Annotated in this window: 9 protein-coding genes and 1 pseudogene; 4 read left to right on the top strand and 6 right to left on the bottom strand. The window is 72.0% G+C overall.

The features are described 5' to 3' along the window. Window positions 1–62 precede the first annotated feature (62 nt). Together DDJ31_RS04575 and DDJ31_RS04570 are read left to right on the top strand one after the other, a co-directional pair. A pseudogene (locus DDJ31_RS04575) lies at window positions 63–4,679 on the top strand (SDR family NAD(P)-dependent oxidoreductase); the annotation flags it as partial. Window positions 4,680–4,811: 132 nt separating this feature from the next. Further along, complete coding sequence (locus DDJ31_RS04570) at window positions 4,812–11,297, top strand: thioester reductase domain-containing protein (protein ID WP_431029278.1); 6,486 nt, start codon at window positions 4,812–4,814, stop codon at window positions 11,295–11,297. A 72-nt stretch (window positions 11,298–11,369) separates the two neighbouring features. On the opposite strand, the gene DDJ31_RS04565 is transcribed toward DDJ31_RS04570, so the two are convergent. After that, entirely contained in the window at window positions 11,370–11,981 is a 612-nt protein-coding gene (locus DDJ31_RS04565) for a TetR/AcrR family transcriptional regulator (RefSeq protein ID WP_127181575.1), read from the bottom strand. A gap of 85 nt (window positions 11,982–12,066) precedes the next feature. On the opposite strand from DDJ31_RS04565, the gene DDJ31_RS04560 reads away from it, so the two are divergent. Continuing rightward, the gene (locus DDJ31_RS04560; RefSeq protein WP_127181576.1) at window positions 12,067–12,939 is read left to right on the top strand and encodes an NAD(P)-dependent oxidoreductase; all 873 of its coding nucleotides are present in this window, start codon (window positions 12,067–12,069) and stop codon (window positions 12,937–12,939) included. A 128-nt stretch (window positions 12,940–13,067) separates the two neighbouring features. Here DDJ31_RS04560 and DDJ31_RS04555 read toward each other — a convergent pair whose 3' ends face one another. From DDJ31_RS04555 to DDJ31_RS04535, 5 genes are all read right to left on the bottom strand, one after another. Further along, window positions 13,068–14,489 carry a flavin monoamine oxidase family protein gene (locus DDJ31_RS04555; protein WP_127181577.1) on the bottom strand — a complete coding sequence of 474 codons (1,422 nt, stop codon included), beginning with the start codon at window positions 14,487–14,489 and terminating at the stop codon, window positions 13,068–13,070. Between the two features lie 787 nt (window positions 14,490–15,276). Then, a complete protein-coding gene (locus DDJ31_RS04550) occupies window positions 15,277–16,464 on the bottom strand; it encodes an acyl-CoA dehydrogenase family protein (RefSeq protein ID WP_240678281.1) in 1,188 nt (395 codons plus the stop codon). Between the two features lie 236 nt (window positions 16,465–16,700). Further along, the gene (locus DDJ31_RS04545; protein WP_127181579.1) at window positions 16,701–17,822 is read right to left on the bottom strand and encodes an alkene reductase; all 1,122 of its coding nucleotides are present in this window, start codon (window positions 17,820–17,822) and stop codon (window positions 16,701–16,703) included. Window positions 17,823–17,961: 139 nt separating this feature from the next. After that, entirely contained in the window at window positions 17,962–18,099 is a 138-nt protein-coding gene (locus DDJ31_RS38925; RefSeq protein WP_240678282.1) for a hypothetical protein, read from the bottom strand. A gap of 23 nt (window positions 18,100–18,122) precedes the next feature. Continuing rightward, window positions 18,123–19,154 carry an alcohol dehydrogenase catalytic domain-containing protein gene (locus DDJ31_RS04535; protein WP_127181580.1) on the bottom strand — a complete coding sequence of 344 codons (1,032 nt, stop codon included), beginning with the start codon at window positions 19,152–19,154 and terminating at the stop codon, window positions 18,123–18,125. A gap of 97 nt (window positions 19,155–19,251) precedes the next feature. Here DDJ31_RS04535 and DDJ31_RS04530 point away from each other — a divergent pair, with 97 nt between their 5' ends. Next, entirely contained in the window at window positions 19,252–19,851 is a 600-nt protein-coding gene (locus tag DDJ31_RS04530; protein ID WP_127181581.1) for a TetR/AcrR family transcriptional regulator, read from the top strand. The last annotated feature ends 12 nt before the right edge of the window (window positions 19,852–19,863 follow it).

The raw sequence follows: 19,863 nt of genomic DNA, 5'->3' as shown, positions 1-19,863 counted from the left end.
CCCGATGCCATCGACCACACGACACGCAGGAGTTGACAGCCATGGCGGACGAGGGGAAGCTCCGCGACTACCTCAAGCGGGCCATATCGGACGCGCGCGACGCGCGCAGGAAGCTGCGCGAGGCCGAGGACCGACAGCGGGAGCCGATCGCGATTGTCGGGATGGCGTGCCGGTTCCCGGGCGGGGTGACTTCGCCCGAGGACCTGTGGGGTCTGGTGAGCGATGGCGTGGACGCGGTGTCGGAGTTCCCGTCGAACCGTGGGTGGGATCTGGAGGGGTTGTACGACCCTGATCCGGATCGGGCGGGTACGTCGTACAGCCGGCACGGCGGGTTCCTGCACGACGCGGATCTGTTCGACCGTGAGTTCTTCGGGATGTCGCCGCGTGAGGCGATGGCCACGGACCCGCAGCAGCGCCTGCTGCTGGAGACGGCGTGGGAGGTGCTGGAGCGCGCGGGACTCGACCCGAACGCGCTGCGCGGCTCCCGCACCGGCGTCTTCACCGGCGTGATGTACAACGACTACGGTTCCCGACCGCACCTCCCGCCGGACGGCGCGGAAGGCTACCTGTTCAGCGGCAGCGCCGGGAGCATCGCCTGTGGCCGGCTGTCGTACACCTTCGGCTTCGAGGGCCCCGCGGTGGCCGTGGACACGGCGTGCTCGTCGTCGCTCGTCGCCCTGCACCTGGCGGCGAACGCGCTGCGGGCGGGGGAGTGCGACCTGGCCCTGGCCGGCGGGGTCACCGTCATGTCCACCCCGGTGGCGTTCGTCGAGTTCTCCCGGCTGCGCGGCCTCTCCACGGACGGCCGGTGCAAGTCGTTCTCGGCCGACGCGGACGGGACGGGCTGGTCGGAGGGTGTGGGGCTGCTGCTGGTTGAGCGGTTGTCGGACGCGCGGCGCAACGGTCACCGGGTGCTGGCGGTGGTGCGGGGTTCGGCGGTGAACCAGGACGGCGCGAGCAACGGTCTGACCGCTCCCAACGGTCCCGCTCAAGAGCGGGTCATCCGGGACGCGTTGGCGAGCGCGGGCCTGTCGCCTTCGGACGTCGACGCGGTGGAGGCGCACGGGACGGGAACCCGTCTGGGCGATCCGATCGAGGCGCAGGCGCTGCTGGCCACCTACGGCCAGGAACGTGAACGGCCGCTGCTGCTGGGGTCGTTGAAGTCGAACATCGGTCATGCCCAGGCGGCTGCCGGTGTCGGCGGTGTGATCAAGATGGTGCAGGCGATGCGCCACGGTGTCCTGCCCAGGACACTGCACGCCGAGGAGCGCTCCCCGTACGTCGACTGGGACTCCGGTGCCGTCGAACTGCTCACACGGGAGACCCCGTGGCCGCGGACCGACCGGCCCCGCCGCTCCGCCGTCTCCTCCTTCGGATTCGGCGGCACCAACGCGCACGTCATCCTCGAACAGGCGCCGCCGGACGAGCCGCTGGACACCGAGGACGACGAGGTCGCACCGGCGGTCCGCCGTGCGCAGCCGCGCACCGATGCCCCACCGGTCCCCTGGCTGCTGTCCGCGCGGACACCGCAGGCGCTGACCGAGCAGGCCCGCAGGCTCCTCGCGGTGGCCGGCCGCGACGACGTGACCACCCTCGACCTGGCCCACTCCCTGGCCACGACCCGCAGCCACTTCACCCACCGCGCGGCCGTCGTCGGCGGGGAACGGGGTGAGCTGATCGCGGGGCTGGAGTCGCTGGCGGCCGGTGGCGCGGTCGGCGGTGTGGTGCGGGGCGAGCGTTCGTCGGGGCAGACCGGGTTCGTGTTCTCGGGCCAGGGTGCTCAGCGCGTGGGCATGGGGGCTGAACTGGCCGCCGCCTATCCCCTGTTCGGGAAGGTGCTGGGTGAGGTGGACGCGGCGCTTGAGCCGCATGTGGGGCGCTCGGTGGTGTCGCTGATGTCGACCGAGGCCGAATCACTGGAGAACACCGGGTTCGCGCAGCCGGCGTTGTTCGCGTTCGAGGTGGCGTTGTTCCGGTTGTTGGAGTCGTGGGGTGTGCGGCCGGATGTGGTGGTGGGGCATTCGGTGGGTGAGGTGGCGGCGGCTCATGTGGCGGGGGTGTTGGGTCTTGAGGACGCTGCGTATCTGGTGGCGGTGCGTGGGCGGTTGATGCAGGCGTTGCCGGGTGGTGGCGTGATGGTGGCGGTGGAGGCGGGTGAGGCCGAGGTTGTGGAGGTGGTGGCTGGTTGTGGGGGTGTGGTGGGTGTGGCGGCGGTGAACGGTCCGTCGTCGGTGGTGGTGTCGGGTGCCGCGGAGGCGGTGGAGGAGGTCGTGGGGGTCTTCCGGAGGCGTGGGCGTCGGACGAGTCGGTTGCGGGTGTCGCACGCGTTTCATTCGCCGTTGATGGACGGGATGCTGGAGGAGTTCCGGACGGCGGTGAAGCGGGTGTCGTTCGGGGAGCCGGTGATTCCGGTGGTGTCGACGGTGACGGGGCGTCGGGCGTCGGGTGATGATCTGCGGTCGGCCGACTACTGGACTGCTCAGGTCCGTCAGGCCGTCCGGTTCGCCGACGCCGTCACCACCCTGGAGTCCGAAGGCGTCACCACCCTGCTCGAAGTGGGCCCGAGCCCGGTGCTCAGCGGCCTCGTCGCGCAGTCCGCCGCCGACACCACCCTCGCCGTGCCCGCCGTCCGGAGCGGACGGCCCGAATCCGAGTCGCTGACCGCCGCCCTCGCCACCCTGCACTGCCGGGGCACCGAAGTGGACTGGACGGCCTTCTTCGCCCCCACCGGGGCCTTGACCGTGGACCTCCCCACCTACGCCTTCCAACGGGACCCCTTCTGGCTGCGGCCCGAACCCGCCGCACCCCGGACCGCGGAACAGGCACTCTTCCGGCAGACCTGGGAGCCGCTCGACCCGCCCGGTCCGCGGGCGACCCATGAGTGGGCGCTCCTCGCACCGGACCGGGCGACCGCGGAACCGCTGCCCGCCGGTACGGCCCGCTACACCACCGTCGCCGACCTCGCCGCCGCCGTCGCGGCCGGCGCCCGCGTCGACACCGTCCTCGCCCCCTTCCCCTCCGACGCCACCCCCGACGACTGGGCCCACGGCCCCCGGTACGCGCTGGACCTCGTCAAGCAATGGCTGGCCGACGAACGCCTCGCGGACGTCCGGCTGGTGCTCCGCACCTGCGGTGCCGTCGCCGCGGTGGACGGCGACGACATCACCGACCTGGGCGCCGCCGCGGCCTGGGGACTCATCGGCTCGGCACAGTCCGAGGCACCCGGCCGGATCACCGTCCTCGACGCCCCGGCCCTCACGGAGGCGACCCTCTCCGCCGTCGTGGCCGCCGGACACCCCAGGGCCGCCGTACGCGACGACCGGGTGCTCCTGCCGCGCCTCACCGCCGTGACCGACCAGGAACCGGCCGACTCCCCGTGGGGCCCCGACGGAACGGTCCTGATCACCGGCGGTACCGGAGCGCTCGGCGGGATGCTCGCCCGGCACCTGGTGACCGAGCACGGGGTGCGCCACCTCCTCCTGGTCAGCCGCGGCGGCAGGCGGGCCGAGGGCGCCGGGGAGCTGGTGGCCGAGCTGACCGGACACGGCGCCACCGTCACCGTCGAGTCCTGCGACGTCTCCGACCGGCGCTCGCTGGCCGCCGTCCTCGACGGCATCCCCGACGAGCACCCGCTGACCGGAGTCGTCCACGCGGCCGGCGTCCTCGACAACGCGCTCCTCGGCGCACAGGACGCCGACCGGCTGCGGGCCGTGCTGCGCCCGAAGGCCGACGCCGCCTGGCACCTGCACGAACTGACCCGCCGCTCCGAGCTGCGGGCCTTCGTCCTCTTCTCCTCCATGGCCGGCGTCCTCGGCGCACCCGGCCAGTCCAACTACGCGGCGGCCAACGCCTTCCTCGACGCGCTGGCCATCCACCGCGCGGCCCGCGGCCTGCCCGCCACCGCGCTCGCCTGGGGCCTGTGGCGGGACCGGGGCATGAACGCGCACCTGAGCGACCAGGACCTGAACAGGTATGCCCGCGACGGGTTCCGCCGGATCGCCGACGCCGAAGGGCTCGCCCTGTTCGACCGGGGCGTGGCCTCGGCCCTCCCCGCCCTGATGGCCTCGCCGCCCGCCCCCGCGGCGGCGGGCGGCACCGTCCCCGGCGCGCAGGAGACACCGGCGGCGGAGGAGGACGGCGCGCCGTCCCTCGCCGAGCACCTGGCCGAGCTGACGGAGGACCAGCAGGAGCGCTATCTGCTGGAGACCGTCACCGCGACGGTCGCGGCCGTCCTGGGGCACGTCAGCCCGGCCGGCATCGCTCCCGAACGGCCCTTCCAGGAGCTGGGCTTCGACTCCCTGACCGGTGTCGAGCTGCGCAACCGGCTGGCGGCGGCGACCGGCGTCCGGCTCCCCGCCACCCTCGTCTTCGACCACCCGACCCCCGCCGCCCTCGCCGCGTACCTGCGAGCCGAGGCGGCACCGGGCCCGGCCGACCCCGCCGACCGCGTCCACGACGAACTCGACTCCCTGGAAGCCGCGTTGGACCGGCTCACCGACGACGCGTCCCGCGTCGGGGTCTCCGTACGGCTCCAGACCCTGCTGGCCAAGGTGAGCGCACCCGTCGGCACGGCCGCAGACCCTAACGACCCCGCCCCCCGGCCCGACCCGATCGCCTCCGCCTCCGCCGACGAGATCTTCGACTTCATCGACACCCAGCTCGGCCGCGCCGCGAGCTGACCGTCCGGCCCGTCCCACGAGTTCCCGGCACCACGCCGTACGAGGAGAGACTGATTCCGCATGTCCGCAGACAGCCGTGACGAACAGCAGGCCCAGGACCGAGAGCAGAAACTGGTCGAGTACCTGAAGTGGGTGACGGCCGATCTCCAGAAGGCACGGGAACGCATCACCGAGTTGGAGACGTCCCGCGGCGAACCCGTCGCGATCGTGGGCATGGCCTGCCGCTTCCCCGGAGGGGTGACCTCACCCGACGAACTGTGGCGGACCGTCGCGGACGGCACGGACGCCATCGGCCCGTTCCCCGCGGACCGCGGCTGGGACCTCCAGTCTCTCTACAGCCCCGACCCGCAGGAGCCCGGCACCTCGTACGCCCGCGAGGCCGGGTTCCTCGACGGCGCCGCGCACTTCGACGCCGGTTTCTTCGGCATCTCACCGCGCGAGGCGCTCGCCATGGACCCCCAGCAGCGCGTGCTGCTGGAGACCGCGTGGGAGGCCCTCGAAGACGCCGGGATCGACCCCGCCACCCTCAAGGGGTCGAGGACCGGTGTCTTCGCCGGGGTGGTGGAGCAGAGCTACCTCGGTCTCTACGGGCCCGAGGAGTTCGAGGGCCACCTCATGACCGGCAAGCTCAGCAGCGTCGCCTCCGGCCGGATCGCCTACACCCTCGGCCTCGAAGGGCCCGCCCTCTCCCTTGACACGGCCTGCTCCTCGTCGCTCGTGGCCCTCCACCTCGCCGTGGAGTCGGTGCGCCGCGGCGAGTCCACCCTCGCCCTCGCCGGCGGCGCCACCGTCACCGCGACCCCGGGTGGATTCATCGACTTCTCCCGGCAGAAGGGACTCGCCCCCGACGGCCGCATCAAGTCGTTCTCGGCGACGGCGGACGGCACCGCGTGGTCGGAGGGCGTCGGCCTCCTCGTCGTCGAGAAGCTGTCGGACGCGCGGCGCAACGGGCATCGGGTGCTGGCGGTGGTGCGGGGTTCGGCGGTGAACCAGGACGGCGCCAGCAACGGTCTGACGGCCCCGAGCGGTCCCGCTCAGGAGCGGGTGATCCGGGGCGCGTTGGCGAGCGCGGGCCTCTCGCCCTCGGACGTCGACGCGGTGGAGGCGCACGGGACGGGGACCCGTCTGGGCGATCCGATCGAGGCGCAGGCGCTGCTGGCCACCTACGGCCAGGGACGTGAACGGCCGCTGCTGCTCGGCTCGTTGAAGTCGAACATCGGACACACCGTCGCGGCGGCCGGTGTCGGCGGTGTCATCAAGATGGTGCAGGCGATGCGGCACGACGTCCTGCCCAGGACGCTGCACGTCACCGAACCGACCCCGATGGTCGACTGGTCGTCCGGCGCCGTCGAACTGCTCACCGAGGCCCGCCCGTGGCCCAGGCGTCAGGACGGCCCCCGGCGCGCGGCCGTCTCCGCCTTCGGCGTCAGCGGCACCAACGCGCACGTCATCATCGAGGAGCCGGAGCCCCGGGACACCAGGACCGCCGAGGAACGGCCGCCCGTCGAACGCGCGCTTCCCGTGGTGCCCTGGACGATCTCCGCCAGGACCGAGGACGCCCTGCGCGCCCAGGCCGCCCGGCTGGCCGAGTACGCCAGGACACGGACCGACGTGGACATCGCCGACATCGGCCTCTCCCTCGTCACCACCCGCGCCGCCCACGAACACGCCCTGACCGTCGTCGGCGGGGATCGCGGTGAGCTGATCGCGGGGCTGGAGTCGCTCGCGGCCGGTGGCGCGGTGCGAGGGGCGCGATCGTCGGGCCGGACCGGGTTCGTGTTCTCGGGCCAGGGTGCTCAGCGCGTGGGCATGGGGGCTGAACTGGCCGCCGCCTATCCCCTGTTCGGGAAGGTGCTGGGTGAGGTGGACGCGGCGCTTGAGCCGCATGTGGGGCGTTCGGTGGTGTCGCTGATGACGGCCGAGGAGGGGTCGGCCGAGGCGGAGTCGCTGCGGGAGACCGGGTTCGCGCAGCCGGCGTTGTTCGCGTTCGAGGTGGCGTTGTTCCGGTTGTTGGAGTCGTGGGGTGTGCGGCCGGATGTGGTGGTGGGGCATTCGGTGGGTGAGGTGGCGGCGGCTCATGTGGCGGGGGTGTTGGGTCTTGAGGACGCTGCGTATCTGGTGGCGGTGCGTGGGCGGTTGATGCAGGCGTTGCCGGGTGGCGGTGTGATGGTGGCGGTGGAGGCGGGTGAGGCCGAGGTTGTGGAGGTGGTGGCTGGTTGTGGGGGTGTGGTGGGTGTGGCGGCGGTGAACGGTCCGTCGTCGGTGGTGGTGTCGGGTGCCGTCGAGGCGGTGGAGGAGGTGGTGGGGGTTTTCCGCAGGCGTGGGCGTCGGACGAGTCGGTTGCGGGTGTCGCACGCGTTTCATTCGCCGTTGATGGACGGGATGCTGGAGGAGTTCCGGACGGCGGTGAAGCGGGTGTCGTTCGGTGAGCCGTTGATTCCGGTGGTGTCGACGGTGACGGGGCGTCGGGCGTCGGGTGACGATCTGCGGTCGGCCGACTACTGGACGGCTCAGGTCCGTCAGGCCGTCCGGTTCGCCGACGCCGTCACCACCCTCAAGGACGAGGGCGTCACGACCTTCGTGGAGACCGGCCCCGACGCCGCACTGACCTCACTCGTCGAGGACGCCCTCGACGACCGGCCCGGCACCACCGCCCTGGCACTGCTCCGCCGCGGCCGGTCCGAGCCCCACACCCTGGCCGCGGGACTCGGACGACTGCACCTGACCGCGGCCCGCCCCGACTGGCCGGCGTACTTCGCCGGGACGGGCGCCCGCCGGGTGAAGCTGCCCACCTACGCCTTCCAGCACGAGCGCTACTGGGTCGACAGCCCCGAACCCCGGGCCGACGCCACCGACCTCGGCCTGCGCCCCGCCGAACATCCCCTGCTCGGCGCCGCCCTGCTGCTGGACGAGCGCGACGAAGCCGTCTTCACCAGCCGGCTGTCCCTGCGCACCCACCCCTGGCTGGCCGACCACTGCGTGCACGGCACCGCCCTGCTCCCGGCCGCCGCACTCGTCGAACTCGCCGTCCGGGCCGGCGACGAACTCGGCTGCACCGCCCTGGACGGACTCACCACCGAGACACCCCTGGCGCTGCCCGCCGACACAGGCGTCCACCTGCGGGTCACCGTCGGGGCCCCCGACCCCTCCGGGCGGCGGCCCCTCGCCGTCCACTCCCGCCCCGACGACACCGCCGCCTCCTGGGTCCGCCACGCCCACGGCCTGCTCGGCACCGCCCCGCTGCTCACACCCCCGGCGCCGCAGGCCACGCCGTGGCCGCCCACGGACGCCCGCCCGCTGCCGGTGGCCGACGTCCGCGCGCGCCTCACCGAACTCGGCGTGCACCAGGGACCCTCCCACCAGGGCCTCACCGCTCTCCACGAGCGCGACGGCGAACTGTTCGCCGACGTCACCCTGCCCGCCGCCGAGGCCGAGCGCGCCGACGCGTACGGGCTGCACCCCGCGCTGCTGCACACCGCGCTCCAGCCGCTGCTGACCGGGAACCCGGCCGACCAGGCGGCGGCGGCCGTACGGTGGCGCGGCGTCCGCCTGCACGCCACCCACGCGCGCACGGTCCGCGCACACCTCAGGCCCGCCGACGGGGACGACACGCGGAACCCGGACGGCCGCACCTACACCGTCCGCCTCCAGGACGCGGCCGGCCGGCTCGTCGCCGAGATCGACGCCGTGACCGTACGGCCCCTGCCCGCCGACGAGGTGGCCGCCGCCCGGATCCGCCCCCACGACGCGCTGTTCACGACGGACTGGACGCGCGTCGCCGTCCCCCCGGCGGCCGGAGCCGACACCCGCTGGGCCGTGCTCGGTGTCCCCGAGAACCCGGACACCCCCGGCTACCCGACCGTGGCGGAGGCCGCCGCCGCGATCGGCACCGGCGCCCCCGTCGACGCCGTACGCGTCAGGCTGACCTCGGCCCACACGGTCACCGGCGGCCCGGAAGCCGTCCGCGACACCACGGGCCGCGCCCTCGAACTCGCCCGCGCCTGGCTCGCCGAGGACACGCTCACCGATGTGCCCCTCGTGGTGCTGACCACCGGAGCCATGACGGCCGCCGACGGCGACGACGTCACCGACCTGGGCGGTGCGGCGGCCTGGGGGCTGCTGCGCTCCGCGCAGTCCGAGGCGCCCGGTCGGATCGTCCTCGTCGACCTGCCGTCCGGCACCGCGGCCGGCGACGTCGACGACGCCACGCGCGGACTGCTCTCCGGCGTGCTCGCCGCCGGTGAGCCGCAGGCCGCCCTGCGCCACGGCTCGGTCCTGCTGCCCCGGCTCGCCCGGGTCGGCCCCGAGGCCACCGGCCAGGACCCGGTCTGGGATCCGCGCGGCACGGTCCTGATCACCGGCGGCACCGGTTCCCTCGCCGCCGTGTTCGCACGCCACCTCGTGACCGCCCATGGCGTGCGGCACCTGCTGCTGGCCGGCCGCCGGGGCCGGCAGGCGCCCGGCGCCGACGAACTGGTGGCCGCGCTCACCGAGTTGGGCGCCACCGTCACGGTCGAGGCGTGCGACGTCTCCGACCGCGCCCACCTCGCGGACCTGCTCTCCCGGGTACCGCACGACCACCCCCTGACCGGAGTCGTCCACACCGCGGGTGTCCTGGACGACGGGCTGGTCACCGCGCAGACCGCCGAGCGGCTGGAGGCGGTGCTGCGGCCGAAGGCCGACGCGGCCTGGCACCTGCACGAACTGACCCGGGACGCGGGACTGACCGCCTTCGTCCTCTTCTCGTCCGTCGCCGGCGTGATCGGCGGGCCGGGACAGTCCACCTACGCCGCCGCCAACAGCTACCTCGACGGCCTCGCCCGGCACCGCGCCGCCCACGGACTGCCCGCGACCTCCCTCGCCTGGGGGCTCTGGGAGCAGACCACCGGCCTGACCGGCGGCCTCACCGAGACCGACCTGCGGCGCATCGCCCGCAGCGGGTTCCGCCCGGTGACCGGCGCACAGGGGCCCGCCCTGCTCGACCTCGCGCTGCGCCTCGGCCACCCCGCGCCCGTCGCCACCACCCTGGACGAGACGGCGCTGCGCTCCCAGCCGCAGGTGTCCGCCGTCCTGCGGTCCCTGATCCGCACCCCCAGGCGAGCCGTCGCCACCACCGCGTCCGACACGGGAACCGGACTCGCGCAGCGGCTGACCGGCCTCGACCGGCCCGAGCAGCGCGAGACGGTCCTGACGGCACTCCTCGACGCCATGCGGGACGTCCTCGGACACGGCGGCGGCCGGGACCTCGACCCCGCACAGCCCTTCAACCAGCTCGGCTTCGACTCGCTCACCTCGGTGGAGCTGCGGGCCCGCCTCACCGCCCTCACCGGCCTGCGGCTGCCCGCCACCCTGGTCTTCGACCACCCCACCCCCAAGGACCTGGCGGAGCGCCTCCTCGACGACCTCCTCACCGCGGACGACGAGGCAGGCGACGCCGCGCCCCCGGCCGCCGTCGACTACGCGGCGGACATCCGCCTCGCCGACGACATCCGGCCCGCCGCCGAGTCCGTCGAACCCGGCGCGCCTCCCCGGGAGATCCTGCTGACGGGAGCCAGCGGGTTCCTCGGCGCCTTCCTGCTGCGCGACCTGATGCGCACCACCGGGGCCCGCGTCCACTGCCTGGTGCGCGGGAAGGACCGGGAGGCCGCGTACGAACGGCTGCGCGCGAGCCTCGTGTGGTACCGCGTCTGGGACGACATCGACCCCGACCGGCTGAACGTCCTCGCGGGCGATCTCGCCGAGCCGGGACTCGGCCTGAGCGAGCAGGTCCACGACCGGCTGGCCCGCACCGTCGACGTGATCTACCACGCGGGGGCGACCGTCCACTGGCTGCACCCGTACACGGCGCTCAGCGCCGCCAACGTCCGCGGCACCGAGGAGATCCTGCGGCTGGCCGCCCGCCACCGCACGGTCCCCGTCCACCACGTCTCCACCGTCGGCGTTTTCAACGGCGCCCGTGTCCCGGGCGTCCCGCTGAAGGTGGACGACCCCACCGGGCCCGCCGAGGCGCTGCCGAGCGGCTACCTGCAGAGCAAGTGGGTCGCCGAACAGCTCGTGGAACTGGCCAGGGAGAGGGGACTGCCCGTCTCCGTCTACCGCGTGGACGTCATCTCGGGCGACCGGGACAACGGCGCCTGCCAGACCCGCGACTTCGTGTGGCTCAGCCTCAAGGGGCTGCTCCAGGCGGGGGCCGTGCCGGCCGGCGTCGAGGGCCGCTTCCACCTGCTGCCGGTCGACTACGTCAGCGCGGCCATCGTCGGGATCGCAGGCCGCCCGGAGGAGACCGGCGGCACCTACCACCTCTTCAACAAGGACTCGCTGAGCCTGGCCGACTGCGTCTCCCGGCTGCGCGGGATGGGCTACTCCCTGCGGGAGACGGACCGGGACGACTGGAGCGCCGCCGTCAGGGCCGACCGCACCAACGCGCTGCTGCCCCTCCTGCACGCCTTCGAGCTGATGACCTCGGACACGGACGCCTTCTATCCGCGCCTCGACACCAGCGAGACGGAGGCGGCGCTGGCCGCCACGGGCATCGAGTGCCCGCCGCTGACCGAGGAACTCTTCGCGACCTACGTCAGGTTCTTCGTCGAGGAAGGACACTTCCCGCCCGCCGGCTGACCGGCCCGGCACACGCGTGAGGGGGGGTGTCCCGCACGGGACACCCCCCTCACGCGTGCGCTCCTCGCCTGGCTACGAGCGGGAGCGGATCAGCTGGGCCATGCGGCGGCCCGTGGTCAGCAGGGGCTTCTCGCTGCGGAAGACCTGCGACGTCACCTCGGCGCCCTCCAGGGCCGACAGCACGGTGCAGGCCAGCTCCTCGGCCTCCTCGTCGTCGAAGCCGCTGGCCCGGAACTTGGCGGCCAGGACGGCCTGCCAGTTGCGCAGCGCCTCCAGGCAGGCCTGCTGGATCGAGGGGGTGCGGCCGAGCGTCTCCAGGGCGGTCGCCGTCACCGGGCAGCCCTCGGCCCAGTCCGACTCGCGCAGGGCGGTGGCGAGGGTGCGGGCGCAGTTCTCCACCGCCACCGCGGGGTCGTCGGAGCCGGCCAGCCCGGAGCTGAGCATCTCCGCGAACTCCCGGTCGCCGTGCTGGATCGCGGCGACGGCCAGCTCCTCCTTGCCGTTGGGGAAGAAGTGGTAGACGGAGCCGAGGGTCGCCTCCGCCTCCTGGGCGATCAGCTTGATGCCCGTGCCCTCGTACCCCTGGCGCTGGAAGAGCCGCGACGCGGCTCGCACCACGCGCTCGCGGGTGCCGAGACCTGCTCCCGCGGGCGACGCGCCCGCGTCCTGCGGCTTCGTTTTCATGCGAACAATCTACTTGGTAGAGCGATCGTTCTAAAGGCTGCTACATTGACTCCTAGATAGAGCGTTCGTTCTAAGGGAGATACGCATGGGTAACAAGTCGTTGACGCTCATCGGTCTGGGCCCGATGGGCCAGGCCATGGTGAACACCTACCTGGACAACGGCTACCAGGTGACCGTCTGGAACCGCACCGCCGCCAAGGCGGAGCCGCTGGTCGCGCGCGGCGCCGTCCTCGCGCCGACGGTCGAGGAGGCGCTGGCGGCCAACGAGCTGGTGGTGCTCAGCCTCACGGACTACGACGCGGTGTACGCGGTCCTGGAGCCGGCCGCCGGCTCCCTCTCCGGGAAGGTCATCGCCAACCTCACCTCGGACACTCCCGAGAAGGCCCGTGAGGCGGCCGCGTGGGCGGCCAAGCACGGTGCGAAGCACCTGACCGGTGGTGTGCAGGTCCCGCCGCCGCTGATCGGCAAGCCGGGCTCGTCCACCTACTACAGCGGCCCCAAGGACGTCTTCGACGCCCACGAGGAGGCGCTGAAGGTCCTCACCGAGGCCGACCACCGCGGTGAGGACGCCGGCCTCGCCGCGATGTACTACCAGGCCCAGATGACCATCTTCTGGACCTCGATGCTCAGCTTCTACCAGGCCCTGGCCCTGGGGCAGGCGAACGGTGTCACGGCGCAGGACCTGCTGCCCTACGCCAAGATGCAGTTCGCGATGATGCCGCACTTCCTCGACCTGTACGCCCAGCACGTCGACACCGCCTCCTACCCGGGTGACGTCGACCGCCTCGCGATGGGCGCGGCCAGCATCGACCACGTCACGCACACCCACGCGGACGCCGGCGTGAACACCACCCTCCTCGACGCCGTCTCCGCGATCTTCCACGCGGGCATGGACAAGGGCTTCGCCGAGAACAGCTTCTCCAGCCTCATCGAGATCCTGAAGAAGCAGGCGGGCTGAGACGGCCGGGTGTGGTCTGCCGGAGTCCGCACCTCAGACAGCCCACACCCGGCGTTCCGCGCCCGCCGGCACCGCCGGACGGGCGCGGTCGACGGCGAACCGGTCGTCGACGGCGGCGCGCCGGTCTTTCAGATCAGCGTGGCGGCCTGACCCGCGGCGCGGAAACCGGACTCGATCGCACCCTCGATGAAGGCGCCGTGCCAGCCCTTGGCGATGTCGCCGCCCGCGAACAGGATCCGCCCGTGCGGTTGCTCGATGGCGGGGAAGAGCCCGAGGAGCTGGCCGGGACGGCGCAGCCCCCAGCCGCCGGTGTACTGCTGCTTCGCCCACTCCATCGCCTGGTACTCCAGGACGGTGGTGCCGGGCAGGAGCTGCTGCACGGCCGTCTGCACGGCGCTCGCGTTGGCCACGTCGAGCGACGGGCCGGTGAAGGCCACGTACAGACGGCCCTTCGCGGTCTTCACCTGCGGCACCATCATCAGGATCGGAGAACCCTCGCCCGCCTGGGCGACCGAGGGCGGGATGCTGCCCTGCACATGGACCCACACCTTGGTGGCGTGCGGTATCCCGATGCCCTCGCTCGACGCCCGCTTGTGGGCGGTCGGCAGCCCGGGGCTGAAGGTGATGTTCTTCCACGTGTTGGTGGACGTGGCCACGACCACCGCCGGTGCGGTGAAGGTGGCCCCCGACGTGGTCTCGACGGTCACCGTCCCGCCCGACTGCGTGACCTTCTTGACCGGCGAGCTGAGCCTCACATCGGCCTGGGCCTCGGTGAGCATCTTCTGCAGCACCGCGATCATGCCGCCCACCGGGCGCAGGCTCATGGTGGTCGTGTACTCGCCGTAGGTGCCACCGGCGAGCTGGATCCACTGGGCCATGCCGGTGAGCGCGCCCAGGCTGCTGGAACCGCCGGAGTAGACGGAGGTCTCGCTGTTCAGCCACTGCTTCTCGGTGGGGGACAGCGAGAGTTGACCGAGCCGGTCGGCCAGCGACAGCGGGTCGACCGACTGGAGGAGGTCCGCGCGGTACAGCGGATCGTAGGGCCGCTCGAAGTAGTTCGCGGACCCGGAGTAGAACGTGCTCCAGAGCTGGTCGAGGGAGGTGAGGGCGGCCGTGGGGTCGAGGGTCTGGAAGCCCTGGGTGCCGGGCAGGATGAACTGCTCCGCGGCGACGTCCTCGTACGTCCCGATGTTGTAGCGCCGCAACTCCTCGTGGATCAGCGGCTGCTGCGGCCCGAGCCAGCCGGCGCCCGCCTCGATCTGGGCCCCGGCGTAGGTGGTGGTGAAGACCCGGCCGCCTATGCGGTTCTGGGCTTCGAGTACCAGCGGCTTCAGGCCCTTGAGCGCCAACTCCCTGGCCACGGTGGCTCCCGCGTAGCCGGCGCCGATGATGATGACGTCCGCCGCCGTGGCGGCGTGGGCTCGGCCCGCACCGACGGTCGTCGACAGGAGCGTGGCGCCGAGCGCCGAAGCACCGGCGGCCTTGAGCAGACTTCGGCGGCCGAGACGGCCGTCGGCCGCGGGGTTGGACGCAGAGCGACGGAAAGACATGGAAAACAACTCCACTCGCTTGTGGTTGTCAGGTCCTCGCCATTAGGCTGAGGAGGGCACGCGGAATTCAGCGGGCACCGTGCGCGGGCGCACGGAATGAGCCGGGGAGCGGCCCGCGGGCAGGCGTGTCAGGAAATGGACGCGCCGAGAACGAACCCCGTCAGTTCGTCGTCGACGACGCCGGTGCCCGAGGCGCCGGCCTTCCGCGAGAAGGGTTGAGTCACAGCGCGCTCCGCGCTGTCGCTCCCCCCGGGAAAGCGGCGCGGACGGCTATGGGAAAGCGGACATCACGTCACAGCTGGAGGCCGCACTGCCTCGGGACGGATGTGCCGCAGGAGATGATCATCTGCTGTGTGTGTCGGGTGTCCCCCACCTGGTTCTCTTCATGTTCTTCCCCCGGTTACGTACCTCGGCGCAAAACACCCTTGTTTCCCTGTGCCGAGGCGTTGTCGAAACTTTAAACGTGCCGCGTCATCGCATGTTCTCTGTCCGTCCACGGCCCGGTAATTTTCCGCACATTCATGTTTGCGCGGATACTCTGCGGGAAATCGACGGCACTCTCCGAGATCGAGGACCCCGCATTCCGCCCGACGTGCCCGAAAAGTCCGGCGAGCAACGCGAAAGCCCCCGACCGTCGTTACGGTCGGGGGCTTTCACGGTGAGGAGCGGAACCGGGGAGCGGAGGCGCCGCGGGCGCACGGGATGCCCGCACACCGGCCCACGCCCGGGGCGTCGGACCCGGCCCGTCCCGACCAGGTCGGGCGGAACGCGGCCGGTCCGCCTCCCGTCAGATGTAGTCCGTACCGGGCTCAAGGCCCAGCAGGACCCGGCCGTGCGCCTCCAGCGAGCTGACGGGGGTCAGCAGGCCGTGCAGGGAGAGCGCGACGATGTCCCGGTAGGCGCGCTGGAACGCGTTGCTGCGGGAGATCGTCGAGGCGGAGCTGATGTTGTACAGGATCTCGGCCGCCTCCTTCGCGGTCTGCACGACGTAGCCGACCTGGCCGCGGACGGCGGCCTTGGCCTCGACGGTCATCTTCTCGCCCGCGTCCTCCGCGCCCTGCATGCTCTCCAGCCAGGTGCGCTGGAGCGCCTCGCACGCGGCGATCTTGTTCGCCGCCGTCGCCAACTGCACCCAGGTGTACGGGTGCCGGCTCTGGTCCGTCCACTCCGTGTACGTGATCTTCTTGCCGGGGAGCCGCTCGGTGAAGAGGTCGAGCGCGGCCTTCGCCAGCCCGATGTACACCGGTGCGCACGTCGCCAGGATGTAACTGGTGAGGTTGTAGTTCCGGCCGTTCACCTTCTCGTTCCACCGGTCACCGGTGGAGGCGTCGTACACGCTTCCGTCCACCACGCGGTGCGCCGGTACGAAAACGTCACGGACCGACGAGGTGACACTTCCCGTGCCCGCCGCGCCGAAGGTGTCCCAGTCGTCCGCGACGGAGACCTCGGAGATCGGCACGACGGCGAAGAGTTCCTCGTGCCCGCCGTCCGGAGTCTCCACCATGGCGGCGCAGATGTTCCATTCGGCCCCGCGCACCCCGGTGTTGAAACGCCAGGTGCCATTCAGGATGTATCCGCCGTCGGTCGCTTTCATTGTGCCCGTCGGCGTGAAACCGCCCGACACCCGCACGGAGCCGTTCGCGAAGATCTCCTCCTGGGCCTTGTCCGGATACAGGCTCACGATCCACGCGCTGGACATCCAGACGGAGGCGACCCAACCCGTCGAACCGCAACTGCGGGCGATCTCGGTCAGCACCGACGCCTGTTCGGCCGCGGAGAGATCGAGCCCGCCGAAACGCTCGGGAACCGCGGCACGGAAGACGCCCGCCTCCTCGAGCAGTTCGATGCTCTCCTTCGGTATCCAGCGCTCGGACTCGGCGGTCCCGCTGTTCTGCCGCAGTTTGGGGGAAATCCTGCCGATGGCGTCCAGCATCGTCGCGAGTTTCGTCGGGGATTTCTCCTTGGGCGCAGTCATGCTGCCTCCTCCCATCCTCACCATGTGTGGTCACATGTGTCGTCGATCGAGGTCGGTGATTTCTTGTGAAACTGTCGCCGGTCACCTTATCGACGAACGGTGGGACACCCTTCTGTGTTCCGGTCACGGGACGGTAATCGACCCCTCGTGAATTCTCGGAAAATTCCGGTTACTCGACGATGGGCGCGATGTTTCCGTGCCTGCTTGACGGCGCCGCCCGAGCCGGCTGAAAAGCCCTACGACCCGTTCACCGCCGGGTAGTCCGTGTATCCCTCGGGTCCCTTCACGCCACTCGCGAAGTACGTGTCGCGGTCGCCGGTGGCCAGCGGGCGGCCGTGGGTGAACCGATCGACGAGGTCCGGGTTGGCGATGAAGGGGGCGCCGAAGGAGACCGCGTCGGCCAGACCCCGTTCGAGCAGGTCGTTGCCGCTCGCCCGGGTGAAGCCGAGGTTGGCGACGATGGCGCCGCGGTAGTGGGCGCGGTAGCGGCTGAACGCGGCGAGGGTGTCGTCGCTCGCCCCGCCGGGTTCCGGGCCGAGGAGGTGGAGATAGGCCAGTCCGCTGTCGCCGAGGCGCTTGAGGAGCTGGTCGTACTCGGCGAGTTGCTCGTCGTCCGCGGTGAAGGCGGGTTCGTGACGCCAGTAGGGGGAGAGCTTGACGGCGACGCGGTCGCTGCCCCACACCCCGCTGACGGCGTCCAGGATGTCGAGGAGGAACCGCGCCCGCTTCTCACCGCTGCCGCCGTAGGCGTCGGTGCGCCGGTTGAGACGGGGGTTGAGGAACTGGGCCACGAGGTGGGACACCTGCGCGTGGATCTCCAGGCCGTCGAATCCGGCGCGCAGTGCGTTGGTGGCCGCCTGCCGGTAGGCGCCGATCGTGGCGGCGATCTCCGAGGCGCTCAGGGCGCGAGGCGTGACGGTGTCCTTCGGGCCCTCAGGGGTGAAGGACATCTCGTGGGGATTGACCGCAGAAGGTCCCGCGGGGAGCCTGCCGCCGTGGTAGTCGGGGTGGGAGACCGCGCCGACGTGGCCGAGTTGCGAGACGATCCTCCCGCCCGCGGAGTGCACGGCTTCGGTGACCTTCGCCCAGCCCGCGGTCTGGGCGTCCGTGTAGAGGCCGGGGACGTTGACGAAGCCGATCGCGTCCGTGCTGACCCAGGTCCCCTCGCTGACGATCAGGCCGGCGCCGGCGCGCTGGCTGTAGTAGGTGGCGTGCAGGGCGGTGGGGGCCAGTTCCTCGTTGTCGGCCCGAGCGCGCGTCATGGGAGCCATCACGACGCGGTTGGGCAGGTCGAGCGCGCCCAGCCGAACGGGCTGAAGGAGGGGCTGGGCGCCGGGTGCGGGGGTCTGGTCGGACATCGGGATCTCTTTCGCGGTGGGAGACGCTGCTCACGGGGATACGGGGACAGGGAGGTGCGGAAAGGAGGGGAATAGGGAGATGCGGAAATGAGGGGGAATGCGTCGATGCGGACACGAGCGGCACGGCGGTGGGGCGGGATCAGTCCTGTCTGAGGGCGTGGAGGGCGTGGAGGGCCGACAGCGGGTCGCCGAGCTGGATGAGCCGGCCTCCCGTGTTGCTGAGCACGACCTCGTGGCCGTGGCGGATCGCGTGCCGGGCCATGGCCTGGGCGAACACCCCGGCTTTGAGCGTGCCGATCCTCAGCGGGCGCCCTCCTGTCCTGAGCCGGTGGTGCGTGCGGTGGTGAGCAGGACCGTTCCGCTCTTGGCCGGGCGGCGGGCGTGCTCGATGGCCGCCTTGAAGTCGGCGAGGTCGTAACTGCCCGCGACTTCCAGCAGGTCGGGCCTGCTACGCGCCAACTCCTGGGCGAACGCGACGTCCTGGGCCCGCTCCTGCGGGGTGCGGCTCGTCCAGCGCAGGACGGTCACGCCCCGCACCGTCAGCGCCCGCCCGATGAGGGGCAGCGCCTCCAGCGGGGTCGTGCCGGAACCCAGCTGTCCGTAGGAGACCAAGGTGCCGTCGTCGGCGAGCAGTTCGGCGAGGTCGCGGGTCATGGCGCCGCCGACGCTGTCGAGGACCACCCGCACGCCCCGCTCGCCGGCGTAGAGGCTGACCTGTGCCCGCCAGTCGTCGTCGCAGGTCGCGACCGCGGGCTGGGAGGGGTGGAGCGCACGTAGTCTCTCGGCGCCGGAAGCACTGCGCACGAGGTTGATCAACCGCACGTCGTGCCGGGCGGCGGTCGCGCTGACCAGCCTGCCGATGGACGATCCGGCGGCGGTCTGGAGGACAGGACCCGGCCGCCCGCGCAGGGCGTCCTCCACCGCGCGGTACAGCATGCGCAGCGTCAGCGGGTTGACCAGCATCAGGGCCGCGGTCTCGTCGCTGACCCCGTCCGGCACCGGCACCGCCAGCTCGGCGGGCACCACGACGAAGTCGCTCCACGTTCCCGGCGCGGGGAAAACCGCCACCCGCTGCCCCGGCCGCTGCGCCCGCACGTCCGCTCCGACGCTCTCGACGACGCCCATGCCCTCCACTCCGGGAGTCCGGGCCTCCTCCTGCTGTTCCGGTGGCCCCGGCGGACCCTCCACACCGATCAGGTCCCCCGGATGAACGGGACTGACCAGCACGCGGACCAGAACCTCCCCGCTGCCGGGGGTCGGCCGGTGGGGCTTCTCCCTCAGCGTCAGTACCTGTGCGGGGTTCCCTCGGCGGGTGTACTCCACGGTGCGCATGGGTGCCCCCTCGACTCTTTGATGATGGGCAACATTAAAAAGAATGATGAGGGGTAACATCGAAAACGTCAATCAGCGCCGACGCGGGAGGGCGGCCATGCCGCGGATCACCAAGGAAGACAAGGCCAGGAACCGGCAGAACATCGTCGAGGCGGCCGGGCGCATGTTCCGCTCACAGGGCGTCGACGCCGTGGGGATCGCCGACCTGATGAAGGAAGCGGGCCTGACCCACGGCGGCTTCTACAACCACTTCGCGTCCAAGGGCGATCTGGCCACCGAGGCGTGCGGCACCTCGTTCGAAGCCTCTCTGGGTGGCCTGCGCCAGATCATCGAAGAGGGCGCCGACCGCAATGGCCCCCCGCTGAAGCGCGTGGTGGACACCTACCTCTCGGCCGCCCACCGCGACGCGTCGGACGGCGGCTGTCCCTCCGCCTCCCTGGTCATCGACGCCGGACGGCACACCGACACGGTCCAGAGCGCCTACGCGACCGGCGTGGAGGGCTATCTCACGGGATTCGCCGAGGAGTTCGCCCGTGAGCACGAAGGGGAGATCACCTCACAGGAGGCGCGCGACCGTGCGGTGCTGCTGCTCAGCCGACTGGTAGGGGCGATGGTCCTCGCCCGCGCCGTCAGCGACGTCCAGCCCGAACTGTCCGACGAGATCCTGCGGACCTGCCGCGCGCACGCTCTCGACTGAGGGCTGCGCGCC

Origin of the sequence: Streptomyces griseoviridis (assembly GCF_005222485.1) — a bacterium.
GTDB lineage: Bacteria > Actinomycetota > Actinomycetes > Streptomycetales > Streptomycetaceae > Streptomyces > Streptomyces hintoniae.
Note: the sequence above shows the minus strand (reverse complement) of the source record. Positions and strands in the feature narration are given on the sequence as shown.

Excerpts from the sequence above, each read along its gene's own strand:
- DDJ31_RS04565 (WP_127181575.1), bottom strand. The coding sequence starts at position 11,981 with ATGAAAACGAAGCCGCAGGACGCGGGCGCGTCGCCCGCGGGAGCAGGT.
- DDJ31_RS04560 (WP_127181576.1), top strand. The coding sequence starts at position 12,067 with ATGGGTAACAAGTCGTTGACGCTCATCGGTCTGGGCCCGATGGGCCAG.
- DDJ31_RS04555 (WP_127181577.1), bottom strand. The coding sequence starts at position 14,489 with ATGTCTTTCCGTCGCTCTGCGTCCAACCCCGCGGCCGACGGCCGTCTC.
- DDJ31_RS04550 (WP_240678281.1), bottom strand. The coding sequence starts at position 16,464 with ATGACTGCGCCCAAGGAGAAATCCCCGACGAAACTCGCGACGATGCTG.
- DDJ31_RS04545 (WP_127181579.1), bottom strand. The coding sequence starts at position 17,822 with ATGTCCGACCAGACCCCCGCACCCGGCGCCCAGCCCCTCCTTCAGCCC.
- DDJ31_RS04535 (WP_127181580.1), bottom strand. The coding sequence starts at position 19,154 with ATGCGCACCGTGGAGTACACCCGCCGAGGGAACCCCGCACAGGTACTG.
- DDJ31_RS04530 (WP_127181581.1), top strand. The coding sequence starts at position 19,252 with ATGCCGCGGATCACCAAGGAAGACAAGGCCAGGAACCGGCAGAACATC.